Annotated in this window: 14 protein-coding genes; 8 read left to right on the top strand and 6 right to left on the bottom strand. The window is 71.6% G+C overall.

All coding sequences use genetic code 11. From position 1 onward, the window contains the following. The first annotated feature begins 69 nt into the window (after positions 1-69). The 4 genes from ACGFWI_RS17115 to ACGFWI_RS17130 all read left to right on the top strand — a co-directional run bounded on the left by ACGFWI_RS17115 (position 70) and on the right by ACGFWI_RS17130 (position 5,195). Positions 70-2,112, top strand: coding sequence for a thioredoxin domain-containing protein (locus tag ACGFWI_RS17115; protein WP_393906759.1), 2,043 nt, complete (start codon positions 70-72; stop codon positions 2,110-2,112). Positions 2,113-2,236: 124 nt separating this feature from the next. Beyond that, a complete protein-coding gene (locus tag ACGFWI_RS17120) occupies positions 2,237-3,244 on the top strand; it encodes an MDR family NADP-dependent oxidoreductase (protein ID WP_393906760.1) in 1,008 nt (335 codons plus the stop codon). 71 nt (positions 3,245-3,315) lie between these two features. Further along, entirely contained in the window at positions 3,316-4,683 is a 1,368-nt protein-coding gene (locus tag ACGFWI_RS17125; protein WP_393906761.1) for an amidase, read from the top strand. A gap of 11 nt (positions 4,684-4,694) precedes the next feature. Beyond that, positions 4,695-5,195 carry a MerR family transcriptional regulator gene (locus ACGFWI_RS17130; protein WP_393906762.1) on the top strand — a complete coding sequence of 167 codons (501 nt, stop codon included), beginning with the start codon at positions 4,695-4,697 and terminating at the stop codon, positions 5,193-5,195. Here ACGFWI_RS17130 and ACGFWI_RS17135 read toward each other — a convergent pair. From ACGFWI_RS17135 to ACGFWI_RS17145, 3 genes are all read right to left on the bottom strand, one after another. Beyond that, the gene (locus tag ACGFWI_RS17135; protein WP_393906763.1) at positions 5,185-5,817 is read right to left on the bottom strand and encodes a TetR/AcrR family transcriptional regulator; all 633 of its coding nucleotides are present in this window, start codon (positions 5,815-5,817) and stop codon (positions 5,185-5,187) included. The two genes, ACGFWI_RS17130 and ACGFWI_RS17135, sit on opposite strands and share 11 nt — an antisense overlap. 2 nt (positions 5,818-5,819) lie before the next feature. Continuing rightward, positions 5,820-7,412, bottom strand: coding sequence for a DHA2 family efflux MFS transporter permease subunit (locus ACGFWI_RS17140; RefSeq protein ID WP_393906764.1), 1,593 nt, complete (start codon positions 7,410-7,412; stop codon positions 5,820-5,822). A gap of 282 nt (positions 7,413-7,694) precedes the next feature. Beyond that, a complete protein-coding gene (locus tag ACGFWI_RS17145) occupies positions 7,695-8,411 on the bottom strand; it encodes a hemolysin III family protein (protein WP_393906765.1) in 717 nt (238 codons plus the stop codon). A 238-nt stretch (positions 8,412-8,649) separates the two neighbouring features. Between ACGFWI_RS17145 and ACGFWI_RS17150 the strand changes: the two genes are divergently transcribed. Both ACGFWI_RS17150 and ACGFWI_RS17155 read left to right on the top strand, forming a co-directional pair. Further along, positions 8,650-10,473: a phosphoenolpyruvate carboxykinase (GTP) gene (locus tag ACGFWI_RS17150; RefSeq protein WP_393906766.1), complete on the top strand. Its 1,824-nt coding sequence runs from the start codon at positions 8,650-8,652 to the stop codon at positions 10,471-10,473. Between the two features lie 264 nt (positions 10,474-10,737). After that, positions 10,738-11,871 carry a mandelate racemase/muconate lactonizing enzyme family protein gene (locus tag ACGFWI_RS17155; protein ID WP_393906767.1) on the top strand — a complete coding sequence of 378 codons (1,134 nt, stop codon included), beginning with the start codon at positions 10,738-10,740 and terminating at the stop codon, positions 11,869-11,871. 87 nt (positions 11,872-11,958) lie between these two features. Here the strand turns inward: ACGFWI_RS17155 and ACGFWI_RS17160 are convergent, their stop codons facing one another. After that, complete coding sequence (locus ACGFWI_RS17160; protein ID WP_393906768.1) at positions 11,959-12,393, bottom strand: hypothetical protein; 435 nt, start codon at positions 12,391-12,393, stop codon at positions 11,959-11,961. 84 nt (positions 12,394-12,477) lie between these two features. After that, positions 12,478-13,689 (bottom strand): pyridoxal phosphate-dependent aminotransferase, encoded by a 1,212-nt coding sequence (locus tag ACGFWI_RS17165; RefSeq protein ID WP_393906769.1) that lies wholly within the window; start codon positions 13,687-13,689, stop codon positions 12,478-12,480. A 343-nt stretch (positions 13,690-14,032) separates the two neighbouring features. Here ACGFWI_RS17165 and ACGFWI_RS17170 point away from each other — a divergent pair, with 343 nt between their 5' ends. Further along, on the top strand, positions 14,033-14,791 hold the full coding sequence (locus tag ACGFWI_RS17170) for a hypothetical protein (protein WP_393906770.1): 759 nt from the start codon (positions 14,033-14,035) through the stop codon (positions 14,789-14,791). Beyond that, on the top strand, positions 14,695-15,021 hold the full coding sequence (locus tag ACGFWI_RS17175) for a hypothetical protein (protein WP_393906913.1): 327 nt from the start codon (positions 14,695-14,697) through the stop codon (positions 15,019-15,021). Before ACGFWI_RS17170 ends, ACGFWI_RS17175 begins: the two co-directional genes overlap by 97 nt. A 3-nt stretch (positions 15,022-15,024) precedes the next feature. Here the strand turns inward: ACGFWI_RS17175 and ACGFWI_RS17180 are convergent, their stop codons facing one another. Next, positions 15,025-16,659 (bottom strand): amidohydrolase family protein, encoded by a 1,635-nt coding sequence (locus ACGFWI_RS17180; protein WP_393906771.1) that lies wholly within the window; start codon positions 16,657-16,659, stop codon positions 15,025-15,027. Between the last annotated feature and the right edge of the window lie 171 nt (positions 16,660-16,830).

Raw genomic sequence — 16,830 nt, forward strand, 5'->3', positions numbered from 1 at the left:
TTCCGGCAGGCCTGTGGATAACTCCCTCCGCTCCCGGCTCCCCGCGCCTCATTGGGAGAGGATGGCCCCATGCCGAACCGCCTGGCTCATGAGACTTCCCCCTATCTGCTCCAGCACGCCGACAACCCGGTCGACTGGTGGCCGTGGTCCACCGACGCATTCGAGGAGGCGCGGCGGCGCGGTGTGCCGGTACTGCTCAGCGTCGGCTACAGCTCGTGCCACTGGTGTCATGTGATGGCTCACGAAAGCTTCGAGGACCCGGCCACTGCCGCGCTGCTCAACGAGCATTTCGTGGCGGTCAAGGTCGACCGTGAGGAACGCCCCGACGTCGACGCCGTCTACATGGAGGCCGTGCAGGCCGCCACCGGCCAGGGCGGCTGGCCGATGACCGTCTTCCTCACCCCCGACGCCGAGCCCTTCTACTTCGGTACGTACTTCCCGCCCGAGCCCCGCCACGGCATGCCGTCCTTCGAGCAGATCCTGGAGGGGGTGCGCAGCGCCTGGGCCGACCGGCGCGAGGAGGTCGGCGAGGTCGCCGGCCGGATCGTCGCCGACCTGGCCGGACGGTCCCTGACCGAGTCGCTGCCCGCGGACCGGCGGCCACCGCGCCCCGAGGAGCTGCACAGCGCCCTGATGGGCCTGACCCGCGAATTCGACGCGGTGCACGGCGGGTTCGGCGGCGCGCCCAAGTTCCCGCCGTCCATGGTGCTGGAGTTCCTGCTCCGCCACCACGCCCGCACCGGCTCCGCCGGGGCGCTGGAAATGGTGCAGGGGACCTGTGCGGCGATGGCCCGCGGCGGCATCTACGACCAGCTCGGCGGCGGTTTCGCGCGCTATGCGGTGGATGCCACCTGGACCGTGCCGCACTTCGAGAAGATGCTCTACGACAACGCCCTGCTGTGCCGGACCTACGCCCACCTGTGGCGGTCCACGGACTCGGACCTGGCCCGCCGGATCGCCGTCGAGACCGCCGACTTCATGGTCCGCGAACTGCGCACCGAGCAGGGCGGTTTTGCCTCCGCACTGGACGCGGACAGCGACGACGGCTCGGGTACCGGCAGGCATGTCGAGGGCGCCTACTACGTCTGGACGCCCGAGCAGCTGCGCGCCGTACTGGGCGAGAAGGACGCGGAATTCGCCGCCGGCTGCTTCGGCGTCACCGAGGAGGGGACCTTCGAGGAGGGCGCCTCGGTCCTCCAACTCCCGGAAACCGAAGACCCGGTGGACGCCGAACGGATGGCCTCCGTCAAGCAGCGGCTGCTCGCGGCGCGGGAGGAGCGGCCGCGCCCCGGCCGGGACGACAAGGTCGTCGCCTCCTGGAACGGGCTGGCCATCGCCGCGCTCGCCGAGACCGGTGCCTACTTCGACCGGCCGGACCTGATCCAGGCCGCCACCGACGCCGCCGATCTGCTGGTACGCGCCCACATGGACTGGCATGCCCGGCTGCACCGCACCTCCCGCGACGGGACGCCCGGCGCCAACTCCGGCGTCCTGGAGGACTACGCCAATGTGGCGGAGGGCTTCCTCACCCTGGCCTCGGTCACCGGTGAGGGCGTCTGGGTGGAGTTCGCGGGCTTCTTCCTGGACACCGTGCTGCTGCAGTTCACCACCGAGGACGGCGCGCTCTACGACACAGCGGCCGACGCCGAGGCCCTGATCCGCCGCCCCCAGGACCCGACCGACAACGCGACGCCCTCCGGGTGGACCGCGGCGGCCGGTGCCCTGCTGTCGTACGCGGCGCTGACCGGCAGCGACCTGCACCGGAGCGCCGCGGAGCGGGCCCTGGGCATCGTCACCGCGCTCGGCGGCCGGGCACCGCGCTTCATCGGATGGGGGCTGGCCGTCGCCGAGGCCGCGCTCGACGGCCCGCGCGAGGTCGCCGTCGTCGGCCCGCAGGGCGATCCGGCCACCGTCGCGCTGCACCGCGCCGCACTGCTCGGCACCGCCCCGGGGGCGGTCACCGCGCTGGGCGAGCCCGGGGCCGACGAGGTGCCGCTCCTCCAGGACCGCCCCCTGGTCGACGGCAAACCGGCCGCCTATGTCTGCCGCCACTTCACCTGCGAGCGGCCGACGACCGACCCGGAGGAGCTGATGGAGCGGCTCCGGGGATGAGGTGACGACGGCGGGGCTCCCGGGGCGTCCGGCACAGCGGCCCTCCCAGGGGCCCCGCCACCAGTCCTGTGGACCGGTGACCGGATTGACATTGACGCGCGCGTCAAGTTTTAGCCTCGGGGGTATGTCGAATCGCACACACCGCGAAGTCCGCTTGGCCGCCCGCCCTCAGGGGCCGGTCACCGATGACCTCTTCGAGATCGTGGAGGTGCCGGTCCCGGAACCTGTGCCCGGCCAGGTGCTGGTACGCAACACCCTGATGGGCGTCGCCGCCGTGATGCGCACGCTGATGAACGAGACCAGCGAGGTGCCGATGCCCTCCTACGTGGTCGGTGAGCCGCTGAACGGCTCGGCCATCGGCGAGGTGGTCGCCGCCCCGGGGACCGACCTCAACCCCGGCGACCTGGTGGAGCACCGCCTCGGCTGGCGCGAATACGCCGTGGTGGACGCCGACCAGGCGCACCGGCTCGACCCCGGCCTGCTGCCCGACCCGGCCGCCTACCTCTCGCAGGGCCCCACCGCCTGGATGGGCGTGGTGCGCGGCGCCGAGGTACACCCCGGCGACACGGTCTTCGTCACGGGGGCGGCGGGCGGTGTGGGTTCGCTGGCGGGCCAGATCGCCCGGCTGCGCGGCGCCGCCCGGGTCATCGGCAGTACGGGATCGCAGGCGAAGGCGGACCGGCTGATCAAGGAACTCGGCTATGACGCCGTGGTGATCCGTGGCGCGGGCCCCATCGAGGAGCAGTTGCGCACGGCCGCCCCGGAGGGCATTGACGCGCTCTTCGACAACGTGGGCGGCGAGCAGCTGCAGGCCGCCCTCGCCGTCGCCAGGAGGGGCGCCCGGCTCGCCATCGTCGGGTCGCTGTCCAGCCAGCTCGCCGAGGACGGCAAGGCCACCACGATCGAGGTCGACAGCCTCTCGCTGCTCTCCCGCAGCATCACCGTGCGCGGTGTCGCCCTGTACGACCACCTGGACGTGATCCCGGAGTGGAACCGGCGGTTCGGCGAGGGGCTGCGCGCGGGCACCCTCACCTTCCCGCACGCCCGGCTGCAGGGCATCGAGCAGGCGCCGCGTGCCCTGCGCGAGCTGACCGAGGGGCGTCATCTGGGCGCCGTGGTCGTGGAGTTGTGAGGACGGCGCCGGGCGTCGCGGCCACAGGTGATTCCTCCGCCGTTGTCCGACCCCGGTTGTAGCCTGCAGGAGTGACGACCTTGCTCCGGCAGCGATCCCTTGTCCAGGAAGCCGCGGCGCTACGGGCCGACGCGGACGACCCGGTCGACGCGGTGCACCGGTCGTGCGACCGTATCGACGCCATCGACCCGCAGGTGCGGGCGTTCGTGCCCGAGCCGGGGCGGCGTACGCGGCTCCTGGAGGCGGCCCGGCAGCGGACGGCGGCCGGCCCGCCGGAGCCCGCCGACCGGCCCGCCCTGTACGGCGTCCCGGTCGGCATCAAGGACATCGTGCACGTCGACGGTCTGCCCACCCGCGCGGGCTCGGCGCTGCCCCCGGAGGTGCTCGGCGGTCCGCAGGCCACCGTCATCGACCGGCTGTGCGCCGCCGGCGCGCTGATCGCGGGCAAGACCGTGACCGCGGAGTTCGCGGTCACCGCGCCGGGCCCGACCCGTAACCCGCACAACCCGGCCCACACGCCCGGTGGTTCGAGCAGCGGATCGGCCGCCGCGGTCGCCGCCGGGATGGTGTCGCTGGCCATCGGGACGCAGACCGTCGGCTCGATGATCCGCCCCGCCGCGTACTGCGGAGTGGTCGGCTTCAAGCCGAGCCACGGGCGGATACCCGTCGACGGGGTGATCCCCAACGCCCTCAGTTTCGACACCCTCGGGTGCTACGCCACGGACGTGGCGGGTGTCGCGCTTGCCGCCTCGGTGCTCTGCGACGGGTGGCAGGACGGGGCGGACGAGGTGCCGGGGCCGGCGGGGCGGACCCGGCGTCCGGTGCTGGGCGTGCCGGCCGGCCCGTATCTGGAGCGGGCCGGTGACGAGGCGCTGGCGGCCTTCACGGAGCAGCGGGAGCTGCTGCGGTCGGCCGGTTACACGGTGCGCGAGGTGCCGGTGATGGACGACTTCGAGCAGATCGTGGAGCAGCTGTTCACGATGAACCGCTACGAGGTCGCGCGGGCCCACACCGACTGGTTCGCGCGCTTCGGCGACCGCTACCGGGAGGAGACCACGGCCGCCATCCGTCAGGGGCAGGCGATCGGGGACACCGCCTACTGGACGGCCCGGGTACGGCGCGCCGCGTTCCGGGAACGGCTCGCGGCGGACGGGGCAGCGGCCGGCATCGACGTGTGGATCGCCCCGTCGGCCACGGGTCCGGCGCCCGCGGACCTGAGCACCACCGGCACCTCGATCATGTGCCTGCCATGGAGCAACGCCGGGCTGCCGTCCGTCAGCCTGCCCGCCGGCCACGCCGCCGACGGGCTGCCGCTAGGGCTCCAGCTCGTCGGCGCGTTCGGCGCGGACGAGGACCTGCTGTACGGGGCGGCAGGCATCGAAGGTGTACTGCACGAGAACGGCCGACCGGGCCCGGCGGGCACGGGCCGGGTGCCGTAACGGGAGGACAGATGCGCATCGGGGACGCCGCAGCGGCCACCGGCATGACACCGCGCACGCTGCGCTACTACGAGCAGCGGGGGCTGGTGACGGCCCGTCGCACGCCGTCGGGGCACCGGGAGTACGACGCGGAGGACATCCGCCGGCTCCAGGCCGTACGCGAACTGCGGGAGGCGGGGCTGACGGTCGGCGATGTCCGGGCCTGCGCGCATCTGCTGCGCACCATGGCGCCCGGCGAAGGACCGGATCTCCTCCCGAAGGACCCCCGCTCGGAGTGCAGTGCGGCTGCCGAAGCGGTGGCCCGGCGCCGGCTCGCCGACCTGGACGCCCGCATCGAGCGGTTGTCGCAGCTACGGGCGCGGCTCGCCGCGCGACTGAGCGGGCCGTGCGCGCCGGGGGAGTCGTGCGCGCCGCAGGAGCCGGGCGCCGGGGGACGCGCCGGAGCGGACAGCGGCCCGGTCTTCAGGCTGGACGGCGCTCCGCCCCCGGCCGCCCCCGCCCTCAGAGGGTGAGGCCCCGCGCCAGTACGTCCATCGTCCGGTGGATCAGATCCTCCAGGTCGGTGGTCTGGCCGTCCTCGACCCAGCTCAGCATCGCCTCCTGGAGCCCGGCCAGGATCGCGCCGATGACCACCCGTAGTTCCAGGTCGTCGGCCGGGCGGCCGGAGCGTTCCGCCAGTACCGCGGCGAGCATCTTCGCGTCCCGTGCGGTGTTCTCCGCCGTCCGGCCCCGGATGGCGGGCACCTCACGGATCAGCCGGACGCGCTGGACGAGTTCGGTGCGGTCCTCCTCCGTGATCTTGCGCAGCGCCTCGATGGTGACCTGCCGCATCGACTCGACCATCGGCTCGCCCGCGGGGCGCGCCCGGAGCCCGGTCTCCAGCACGGCGTCGTACTCGTCCGTGAGCACGATGTCTTCCTTGGTGGGGAAGTAGCGGAAGACCGTGCTCGGCGAGACATCCGCGGCCTCGGCGATCTGATCGACGGGGGTCGCGTCGTACCCCTGCTCCTCGAAGAGCCGGTAGGCGGCCCGCCGGATCGCTTGCCGGGTCTGGATCTTCTTCCGCTCCCGCAGCCCGACCTTCGGCGTCCCGGGCGGTGTGGTGGCAGATGTACGTGCGGCCATGGACGTCATTGTCAGGCATCAGGTGTCCCGGGGGCCACGGCCGGGTCCGTGCGGGCACGGCGCCCTGTACGCGGGTTGGGCAGGAAGACGGCCGTCAGCAGCGCCGCCGCCAGGGCCGCGATGCCGCACATCAGCAGGACGAGGCTCATGCCGTGCACGAACGCGCTGTTCGCGGCGGCGGCCAGGTGGGGCGAGCCGATCCGGCCGGCCACCAGGTGGGCGGCCACGACCGAATCACCGGCCGCTTCGGCGGCCGGTGCGGGCAGACCGGCGGTGTCGAGCCGGTCGCCGTACGCGCCGGCGAGCAGGCTGCCGAGCAGCGCCACCCCGAGCGCACCGCCGAACTGCCGCACGGTCATGAGGAGTCCGGAGCCGCTGCCGGCCCGCTCCGGTGGCAGCGCGCCCAGCGCGGCGTCCATGGCGGGGACCATGGCGAAGCCGAAGCCGATACCCGCGAGGGACAGCCACAGGGCGGTGTGGCCGTAGCCGTCGTGCACCTCCGTGGTGGCGCCGAGGAAGGCCGCCGCGGCCAGGACGAGCAGGCCGCCGGTGATGACGGGGCGCGGACCGGTGCGCCCGGCGAGCGCACCGCTCCCCTTGGCCGCGATCAGCAGCCCGGCCATCATCGGCAGCATCCGCAGCCCGGTGCCGAATGCGTCGTGTCCCCGTACGGCCTGCAGGTACTGGGGGAGCAGGAACATCAGGCCGGAGAGCACCAGGGTGCCCAGCGACGCCGCGACGGTGTTCCAGAGGAAGCTGCGGCCGCGCAGCAGCCGCAGATCGAGCATCGGCCGTGCCAGGCGGCGGCCGCGCAGCACCAGGCCGGTGAGCAGGGCGACGGATGCGGTCAGCGCGGTCACCACGCGCGGGTCGCCCCAGCCGCGTGCGGGCGCCTCGATGATGCCGAACACCAGGGCGCCGAGCCCCGCGACGGTGAGCACGGCCGAGAGCGCGTCGACCTCCGGGGATGTCGGGTCGCTCGTTTCGGGGAGCAGAAAGAGGCAGGCGGCGATGCCGATCACGACCAGCGGGACGTTCACGAAGAAGACCGCGCCCCACCAGAAGTGGTCCAGCAGCCAGCCGCCGACGAGCGGCCCGAGCGGCATGCCGAGCGCGGCCGCGGCGGAGATCGCACCCACGGCGGCGGACCGCTCGCCGGGCCCGAAGAGCGAGGGCAGTACGGACATCGCCAGCGGCATGATCAGCGCCGCGCCGATCCCCATCACCGCGCGGGCGGCGATGACGAGTTCGGGGCTGTCGACGAGGGTGCCGAGCAGCGAGCCGACCAGGAAGATCCCGAGTCCGGTGATCAGCATCCGGCGGCGGCCGAACCTGTCGCCGAGGAGCCCGGCGGGGAGCATCAGGGCGGCCAGCACCACGGTGTAGGCGTCGGCGATCCACTGCTGCTGCCCGGTGTCGGCGCCGAGCTGCCCGGCCATCGTCGGCAGCGCGACATTGAGGATCGTCGTGTCGAAACCGAGGACGAGCATGGCGGCGACGAGAGCGCCGAGGGCCCACCAGCGACGGGGGCCGGGCGGCGCGGACGCCGATGGTGCCGGGCCGGCCGCGGCCGGGGTGAGTGGCCGGTCGGTCTGCGATGTCATGGCACACCTCTGAGAGTCAGGTCCGAGAGAACACCGAAAAGCCAACGGTCGGCTTCAAATGACAGTAACTCTCAAAAGATTGAGACTGTCAATTATTTGCCGAAGGTCAGCTGCCTGCCGGGTGTGTCACGATGTGGAGTACAGCGATTACTGTCAGTGAATCTCGGGGGTGTGTGGATGCGTCTCGTGTGCGTCAGGCACGGCAAATGGCCGCGGCCTCAGGGGCCGCGGCCACGGTGGCGCGGGGGGTCGCGGGGTGCCGGCCGCTCGGGCCGGGGCGCCTCAGGTGTGCGAATAGGCCACCAAGGAGATGCCGACGTAGTGCACGACGAAGGCCGCCAGGGTCAAGGAGTGAAAGACCTCGTGGAAGCCGAACCACCGAGGTGAGGGGTTGGGGCGCTTGATCCCGTAGATCACGCCGCCCGCGCTGTAGAGCAGCCCGCCGACGATGACCAGCACCAGGACGGCGACGCCGCCGGTGTGCAGAAAGTCGGGCAGGAAGAAGACCGCGGCCCAGCCCATCGCGATGTAGCAGGGGGTGTAGAGCCAGCGTGGGGCGCCGACCCAGAAGACCCGGAAGGCGATGCCGGCCAGTGCGGCCACCCAGACCGCCCAGAGCAGCGCCTGACCGCGGGAACCGGGCATGAGCAGCATCGTCAGCGGCGTATAGGTGCCCGCGATGATCAGGAAGATGTTGGCGTGATCGAGCCGGCGCAGCACGCCGTCGGCCCGCGGACCCCAGTTGCCCCGGTGGTAAAGGGCGCTGACCCCGAAGAGCAGGCAGGCGGTCATGGTGAAGATGGCGCAGGCCAGACGGCCTCTGGGACTGTCGGCGAGGGCCGTCAGTATGACCCCGGAGAGGAGGACGGCGGGGAACATTCCGGCATGCAGCCAGCCGCGCAGTTTGGGCTTGAGTGGCGCGGCCGCGGCGGCGACCGCCGCGATCGCGGGCGGCGCGGAGGAGGGCTGGCTCTCGGCGGCGTCGGGCGCGGAAGTCATGGAGCAATGCTACCTACGCGACCGTAAGTTACGGATTCGTGCCGAAGTGGTGACGGTCACGAAGGCGCCCTCTGGACAGAACCCTATTCGGGTCGGATGATCAAATGAGTGCGGTCGGCACCGGATGAGCGGTCACGAAGCATCCGGGTCGCGGCCCCCAAGGGGCAGGCAAACAAAAGATGCGGATTTCCCGGCAAAACGGGCATAAATCCGTCCACACCCTCATCTAGGAGCGATCGTGGCGCGCGACAACGCGGCTCCCTCTCCCATTCCGACCCGTCACCAGGGACTCACCACCTGGGTCGACGAGATCGCAGCGCTCACCCAGCCCGACCGGGTCGTCTGGTGTGACGGCTCGGAGGCGGAGTACGAGCGGCTGTGCGAGGAGCTCGTCGACAAGGGCACGTTCAAGAAGCTCGACCCGATCAAGCGCCCCAACTCTTACTACGCGGCTTCCGACCCCTCGGACGTGGCGCGCGTCGAGGACCGCACCTTCATCTGCTCCGAGAAGGAGGAGGACGCCGGCCCGACCAACCACTGGAAGGCCCCCGCCGAGATGCGGGAGATCTTCGTCGGCGAGCAGGGCGTCTTCCGCGGTTCGATGCGCGGCCGGACGATGTACGTCGTCCCGTTCTGCATGGGCCCGCTGGGCTCCCCGCTCTCCGCGATCGGCGTGGAGATCACCGACTCCGCCTATGTCGCGGTCTCGATGCGCACGATGACGCGCATGGGGCAGCCGGTGCTCGACGAGCTCGGTGAGGACGGCTTCTACGTCAAGGCGGTGCACACCCTCGGCGCGCCGCTGGCCGAGGGTGAGGCCGACGTGCCGTGGCCGTGCAACTCCACCAAGTACATCTCGCACTTCCCCGAGGACCGCGAGATCTGGTCGTACGGCTCGGGCTACGGCGGCAACGCCCTGCTCGGCAAGAAGTGCTACGCGCTGCGTATCGCCTCCGTCATGGCGCGTGACGAGGGCTGGCTCGCCGAGCACATGCTGATCCTCAAACTCACCCCGCCGCAGGGCGAGTCCAAGTACGTCGCCGCCGCCTTCCCGAGCGCCTGCGGCAAGACCAACCTCGCGATGCTGGAGCCCACGATCTCCGGCTGGACCGTCGAGACCATCGGCGACGACATCGCCTGGATGCGCTTCGGCGAGGACGGCCGCCTCTACGCCATCAACCCCGAGGCCGGTTTCTTCGGTGTCGCGCCCGGTACCGGCGAGCACACCAACGCCAACGCGATGAAGACGATGTGGGGCAACTCCGTCTTCACCAACGTCGCGCTCACCGACGACGGCGACGTCTGGTGGGAGGGCATGACGGAGGAGAAGCCCGCTCACCTGACCGACTGGAAGGGCAACGACTGGACGCCGGAGTCCGAGACCCCGGCGGCCCACCCCAACGCCCGCTTCACCGTCCCGGCCGGCCAGTGCCCGATCATCGCGCCCGAGTGGGAGGACCCCAAGGGCGTGCCGATCTCGGCGATCCTCTTCGGCGGCCGCCGCGCCAGCGCCGTACCGCTGGTGACCGAGTCGCTGACCTGGCAGCACGGCGTCTTCCTCGGCGCCAACGTGGCCAGCGAGAAGACCGCCGCGGCCGAGGGCAAGGTCGGCGAGCTGCGCCGCGACCCGTTCGCCATGCTGCCGTTCTGCGGCTACAACATGGGCGACTACATGGGCCATTGGGTCAAGGTCGGTGCCGACAAGGACCAGTCCAAGCTGCCGAAGATCTACTACGTCAACTGGTTCCGCAAGGACGACAAGGGCCGCTTCGTGTGGCCCGGCTTCGGCGAGAACGGCCGGGTGCTCAAGTGGATCGTCGAGCGGCTGGAGGGCACGGCCGAGGGCGTCGAGACCCCCATCGGCGTGCTGCCCACGAAGGCCGCGCTGGACACCGCGGGCCTGGACCTCGACGACGCCGACCTCGACTTCCTGCTCACCGTCGACAAGGACGTGTGGCGCGAGGAGGCGGCGCTGATCCCCGAGCACCTCAACACCTTCGGTGACCACACGCCGAAGGAGCTGTGGGACGAGTACCGCGCACTGGTCCAGCGGCTCGGCTGACCATCGCACCGTTCACCACCCGGCCGGGGCCCCGCACATGGTGTGCGGGGCCCCGGCTCGTTGGCGGGGGCCCGTCGCCGTGCCCGTCGCCGTGCCTGGCCGCTGTCCCCGTATCCGTTGCGCCCACGCCCCGGCCCCCTCACCGTCCCCGCCTCCACCTCAGGCCACCATCCCAAGCCACTGCCCCCGCCACGTAGTGTTCTCATCCATGAACAATGTTCGGACTCTTGACCCTGTGTGGGGTTGCGGTCGAGGCTGAGGGGCATGAGCCTCAGCACTGATCGCATTGCGACCGTCGGCGTTTCCTTCGTCCGGCTCCCGTTGCCGGAGCCGATCAGCGACGCCAAGGTGCTCACGGGCCGGCAGAAACCGCTCACCGAGGTCGCGTTGGTCTGTGCGCGGATCGTCACCGAGGCGGGGTTGGAGGGGCTGGGCTTCGGCTATGCGAAACGGGCGGGCGGCCCCGGGCTGTATGCGCATGCCCGTGAGATAGCGCCGGAGCTGATCGGCGAGGACCCCAGCGACACCGGCCGGCTCTGGCAGAAGCTGGTCTGGGCCGGTGCCTCGATGGGCCGCAGCGGACTGGCCGTTCAGGCGGTCGCCGCCTTCGATATCGCCCTGTGGGACCTCAAGGCGCGGCGCGCGGGCCTGCCGCTCGCCAAGCTCCTCGGCGCCCACCGCTCCGCCGTGCCCTGCTACAACACCTCCGGCGGCTTTCTGTCCACGCCGGTCGAACAGGTCCTGGAGAACGCCGATACGGCGCTGGCGCGGGGCATCGGCGGCATCAAGATCAAGGTGGGGCAGCCGGACACGGCGGCCGACCTCCGGCGCGTCGAGACGGTCCGCGGTCATCTCGGCGACGGTGTCCCGATGATGGTGGACGCCAATCAGCAGTGGGACCGGGTCACCGCCCAGCGGTTGGGACGGACCCTGGAGCAGTTCCAACTGGCCTGGATCGAGGAGCCGTTGGATGCGTACGACGTCGAGGGGCATGCCGCGCTCGCGGCGTCGCTCGACACCCCGGTGGCCACCGGCGAGATGCTCACCGGCGCCGAGGAGCACACCCGACTGATCGAGGCGGGCGCGGCGGACTTCATCCAGCCGGATGCGCCGCGGGTCGGCGGGATCACCCCGTTTCTGCGGGTGATGGCGCTCGCCGGCCACAAGGGGCTGAGCCTGGCGCCGCACTTCGCGATGGAGATCCATCTCCATCTGGCCGCGGCCTACCCCGGGACCGCCTGGGTCGAGCACTTCGAATGGCTGGAGCCGGTGTTCAACGAGCGGCTGGAGCTGCGCGACGGGCGGATGTGCGTACCGGACCGGCCGGGTCTGGGCCTCTCGCTGAGTGACCGGGCGATGGCCTGGACCGTGGACCGGTGCGAGGCATCGGCCGACTGAAGAGGGGCCGCCCGGATGGGCCGGTGGAGTGATGCCGGGGCCGGCGGCAGGGAGCCGGGGCGGCCGACGGGGCGCGGCCCCCGCGGCTCACGCAGTGGCGAGATCCCGGAGCGGTGCGGCGTGTGCCTCCATCCGCTCCGCGGCCAGGGCCATCGCCGCGGCGTCACCGCGGGACGTGGCGACCGACAGGGCGTTTCCGGCCAGGGTGTGGGCGCGCTGGTGCAGGGCCTCGGTCCGGGACGGGCTGCCGCCGTCGGAGGGCTCGGCACGCAGCGGATAGTGGCCGCCGCTCAGTCGCGCGACCTGCTCGGCGATGCGCTCCGCCGCGACGGCCAGCGCGCTGTCGTCCAGTGCGGCGCTGTCGTCCCGCGTCGCCAGGGCGTGCAGCTCGTCGGTGACGGTGAGCAGCGCGGTCAGTTGGCCGGCGAGCCGGATCTCCAGCTCCTCCTCGCGGGAGCGGTGCGGGATCTCCGGGGCGACGGCCATGGTGTGGACCGACTTGGTGCGGATCGGTTCGTACATGGGACGGCCTCCTGAAAGCGTCTGGAAGACCATCCTAGCTTAGACATTGTCTAAAGTTGTGGTCCGTATAGAAATTGCTTCGGCTCAGTACTGTCCGTAACCGTCCAGGAAGGAGCCGATGCGGGTGACGGCATCCGTCAGATCGTCCTTGCTGGGCAGCGTGACCAGGCGGAAGTGATCCGGCTCCGGCCAGTTGAAGCCGGTGCCGTGCACAATCATGATCTTCTCGGCGCGCAGCAGATCCAGCACCATCTGCCGGTCGTCCTTGACCTTGTACACGTTCGGGTCCAGCCGCGGGAAGGCGTACAGCGCACCCTTCGGCTTGACGCAGCTGACGCCGGGGATCTGCGTCAGCAGCTCGTACGCCGTGTCGCGCTGCTCCAGCAGCCGGCCGCCGGGCAGCACCAGTTCGTTGATCGACTGACGGCCGCCGAGGGCCGTGGCGACCGCATGCTGGGCCGGCATGTTGGCGCACAGCCGCATATTGGCGAGGATCGTCAGCCCCTCGATGTACGAGGCGGCATGCGCCTTGGGGCCGCAGACCGCCATCCAGCCGCTGCGGTAGCCCGCCACCCGGTACGACTTCGACAACCCGTTGAAGGTCAGGGTCAGCAGGTCAGGAGCGAGCGAGGCGAACGGGGTGTGGGTGACGCCGTCGTAGAGGATCTTGTCGTAGATCTCGTCGGCGCAGACGATCAGGTTGTGCCGGCGGGCGATCTCCGCGATGCCCCGCAGCAGCTCGTCGTCGTATACGGCACCCGTGGGGTTGTTGGGGTTGATGACGACGATGGCCTTGGTGCGGTCGGTGACCTTGCGCTCGATATCGGCGAGGTCCGGCATCCAGTCCGCCTGCTCGTCACAGCGGTAGTGCACGGCCGTGCCACCGGAGAGCGAGACCGACGCCGTCCACAGCGGGTAGTCCGGGGCCGGGACCAGCACCTCGTCGCCGTCGTCCAGCAGCGCCTGCATCGACATCTGGATCAGCTCGGAGACGCCGTTGCCCAGGTAGATGTCGTCGACGGAGAGCTCGATGCCCTTGGTCTGGTAGTGCTGCATCACCGCGCGGCGGGCGGAGAGCAGGCCCTTCGCGTCGCCGTAGCCGTGTGCCGTGCCGACCGAGCGGAGGATGTCCTCCAGGATCTCGGGCGGGCACTCGAAGCCGAACGCCGCCGGGTTGCCGGTGTTGAGCTTGAGGATGCGGTGACCCGCCGCCTCCAGCCGCATGGCCTCCTCAAGCACCGGGCCACGGATTTCGTAGCAGACGTTGGCGAGCTTCGTTGACTGGATCACCTGCATGTCCGCCACCTTACGGGCGCGTTTCGGCGACCGCCCGGTGTTTTTCCCCACGTTGGTCAGCGGAGGGTGTGGGGTGTGTCACGCGTAGTGACGTGTGGTGGCGGGGGCGTGTGCGGTTCTCGTGTGCGCTGCTGGTTTCGCGGGGACCCGGCGGGCGGGGGCGTGGCTCGCTACGCTCCGGGCGCATGTCCACCTCGGCGCACTTACCCCCGCTCGCCCCCACACCGGCCGCTACGCCCCTGCCCGCGTCGCCCGGCCCGTTCGCACTGCTCAACGACGACACATCGACTGGTGTGCCCGGACCGCCGGAATCGACCAGCTTCTGGACGAGCGGCTGACCAGCATGCTCGCGGAGCGCTCGGCCCGTAACCCCCGCCGCATCAAGCGCCTGGTGAACGGCTTCGTGCTGGAGGCGACGCTCAATCCGATGTGGGACGACTTCGCGACCGAGGCGGTGGTCAGGACGCTGTTGCTGCAGTACTTCTACCCCGACTTCTACCGGATGGTGGCCGGGGCCGCCGGGTCCGGCACCGGCGATGTGATCGCCGAGTTCCGTACCTACCGGCAGGTGCGCCGGCTGCTGCGGGCACCCGCGCCGATTCCCCCGGCGGAGCTGCCGGCGGTGACCCGGTTCCTGCGGGAACACGATCTGCCGGAACAGGAGATGGACCGCCGGGACGAGACGCTGCGGCAGCTGGAGCGCCAACTGCCCAGCGGATTCCCGGACATGGTGACCGACCAGGAGTTCACGTCGCTGATCGACGGCATGGTGGCGCTGCCCCGGTCCGAGGCGCTGCTGCTCCGTCTGCGTGCGGGGGCCGCGCTCCCGGCCGCCGTGGAGCCGGATCCCGCCCCTTACCTCCGGACACTCCCGCCTCGGGCGCAGCCGTCGGGTCGGGCGTACGGCACGATGCCGGCGGGACGGGCCGCGGCGCCCCGGGCGACGCGCTGTTGCGGGGCGTGCACATCCTCTGGGTGGACGATCACCCGCGGAACAACGCGTTCCTGGTCAGCGCCTTCAGGGCGGCGGGTGCGGTGGTGCGGCTCGCCGAGGATTCCGGTGCCGCGGACGCCGCCATTGCCGTCGAGCCGCCGACGCTGATCGTCTCCGACATCGACCGGGGCGACAATCCGCGCGAGGGCCTGGAGCACGTCGCACGGCTGCGGCGCGACGGCCGCCACGACGGTCCGGTGGTCTTCTACACCGGCCGGGTCACTCCGGAACGCATGGCGGCGGTCCAGGAGTTGCGGGCACATCTGACGAGCAGCAGCTCCGAGGTCGAGCGGCTGGTCCTGCGCGCGGCCGAGGAGGAAGGGCCCCGGCCCCCCTGACCCTCAGTCCCGGCCTGGCGCCGTCCGCCGTACCGCCCGCCCCGCCAGGACATCCGTCCGCCGGCCGTCCTCGATCACGAACCGGCCGTCGATCAGCACATGCGGGAGGCCGGTGGGCGGGGTGCGCGGGGCGTCGAAGGTGGATCCGGCGGCGACCGTTTCGGGGTCGAAGAGGACGAGGTCGGCGCGGTGGCCCTCGCGGACGAGGCCGCGGTCGGGGAGCCGCAGGCGGGCGGCCGGGCGGCCGGTCAGATGGGCGACGCACTCCTCCAGCGACAGCACACCCAGCTCGCGGACGTACCTGCCGAGGTAGTGGGGGAAGGTGCCGTACGCGCGCGGATGCGGCTTGTGGCCCTGGAGGATGCCGTCGCTGCCGCCGGTGTGCACCCGGTGGCGCATGATCCGGCGGACGTTGTCCTCGTGGCCGACGTGCTGCAGGATCGTCGAGCCCAGGCGGTCGTCGGTCAGCAGACGCCGGGCGGTCACCCACGGCTCCTCGCCGCGCTCCGCCGCGCTGCGGGCGAGGGTCTTGCCGACATAGCCGGCCAGAGCGGGGTCCGAGACACCGGAGATCTCGATGGTGTCCCATTCGATGGGCACCCCGTGACAGCCGTCCGCCCCGTCGACCTCCATGACCCGGCGGATCCGCTCGGCCGTCGCATCGTCGCGAAGGCGGGCCAGGATCGCCCCGGGACCGCCCTCGCTCGCCCAGCTCGGCAGCATCGCGACCAGGGTCGTACAGCCGGGGGTGTACGGGTAGGTGTCGAGGGTGATGTCCGCGCCGTCGTCCAGCGCGCCGTCCAGGAGCGAGAGCAGTTCCGGCGCGCGGCCCTCGTTGACGCCGAAGTTCATGGTGGCGTGCGCCAGATGCAGCGCACAGCCGGCCTCGCGGGTGAGGGCCACCATCTCCTCGTACGCCTGGAGGGCGCCCGCCCCGTAGGAGCGGTGGTGCGGGCAGTAGTAGCCGTCGTAGTGGGCCACCACCCGGCACAGTTCGGTCAGTTCCGCGTCGGAGGCGTACATGCCGGGGGTGTAGGTCAGACCGGAGGAGAGCCCCACCGCGCCCTGTTCCAGGCCCTCGGCGACCAACTGCTTCATCCGCGTCAGCTCGTCGGCGGTGGCGGCGCGGTCGTCCCAGCCGAGGGCGAGCATCCGGACGGTGCCCTGCGGGATGAGGTAGGCGGCGTTGACGGCGATGCCGTGGCCGTTGAAGCCGTGGTCGAGGCGGTCGAGGTATTCGCCGACCGTGCGCCAGGTGAAGTCGACGGACGTGTCCTTGGGGCCGCCGCCGTTCCAGCCGGTGATCTGGGTCCGGATCTCGGCGAGGGTCCGCTCGTCGACCGGCGCGTACGACAGACCGTCCTGGCCGATGACTTCGAGGGTGACGCCCTGGGCGGCCTTCGCCTCGTGTGCGGGGTCACGCAGCAGCGCGAGGTCGCTGTGGGCGTGCATATCGATGAAGCCGGGGGAGAGGGCGAGGCCCTGGCCGTCCACCACGCGGGCGGCGCCGGGGCGCGGGCCGCCGTCCGTCTCGCGGTGGATCGCGGCGATCCGGCCGCCGGCCAGGGCGACATCGGCGCGGTAGGACGGACCGCCGGACCCGTCGATGACGCGGACGTCGCGGAGCACGGTGTCCATGGCTGGGACTGCCTTCCTCGTTGGCTCGGTGCGTCGGTGGCTTGGTGCCGTGGGGACTCGGGGCCTCGGCTTCTTCGGGGCTTCGTGCCCGGGGCCTCGGGAAGCCGGTCCCTCAGGGCCTCGGTGTCCCGGGGCCCCGAGGGGCTCGGGCCGGGGGACCGGCGGCGCGCG

Source organism: Streptomyces sp. NPDC048434 (assembly GCF_043200375.1).
Lineage (GTDB): Bacteria > Actinomycetota > Actinomycetes > Streptomycetales > Streptomycetaceae > Streptomyces.

What these genes read in the sequence shown, in the direction of transcription:
- ACGFWI_RS17140 (WP_393906764.1), bottom strand. Translation starts at nt 7,412, where the DNA reads ATGACATCGCAGACCGACCGGCCACTCACCCCGGCCGCGGCCGGCCCG.
- ACGFWI_RS17130 (WP_393906762.1), top strand. Translation starts at nt 4,695, where the DNA reads ATGCGCATCGGGGACGCCGCAGCGGCCACCGGCATGACACCGCGCACG.
- ACGFWI_RS17115 (WP_393906759.1), top strand. Translation starts at nt 70, where the DNA reads ATGCCGAACCGCCTGGCTCATGAGACTTCCCCCTATCTGCTCCAGCAC.
- ACGFWI_RS17160 (WP_393906768.1), bottom strand. Translation starts at nt 12,393, where the DNA reads ATGTACGAACCGATCCGCACCAAGTCGGTCCACACCATGGCCGTCGCC.
- ACGFWI_RS17145 (WP_393906765.1), bottom strand. Translation starts at nt 8,411, where the DNA reads ATGACTTCCGCGCCCGACGCCGCCGAGAGCCAGCCCTCCTCCGCGCCG.
- ACGFWI_RS17155 (WP_393906767.1), top strand. Translation starts at nt 10,738, where the DNA reads ATGAGCCTCAGCACTGATCGCATTGCGACCGTCGGCGTTTCCTTCGTC.
- ACGFWI_RS17120 (WP_393906760.1), top strand. Translation starts at nt 2,237, where the DNA reads ATGTCGAATCGCACACACCGCGAAGTCCGCTTGGCCGCCCGCCCTCAG.
- ACGFWI_RS17165 (WP_393906769.1), bottom strand. Translation starts at nt 13,689, where the DNA reads ATGCAGGTGATCCAGTCAACGAAGCTCGCCAACGTCTGCTACGAAATC.
- ACGFWI_RS17170 (WP_393906770.1), top strand. Translation starts at nt 14,033, where the DNA reads ATGCTCGCGGAGCGCTCGGCCCGTAACCCCCGCCGCATCAAGCGCCTG.
- ACGFWI_RS17135 (WP_393906763.1), bottom strand. Translation starts at nt 5,817, where the DNA reads ATGACGTCCATGGCCGCACGTACATCTGCCACCACACCGCCCGGGACG.
- ACGFWI_RS17180 (WP_393906771.1), bottom strand. Translation starts at nt 16,659, where the DNA reads ATGGACACCGTGCTCCGCGACGTCCGCGTCATCGACGGGTCCGGCGGT.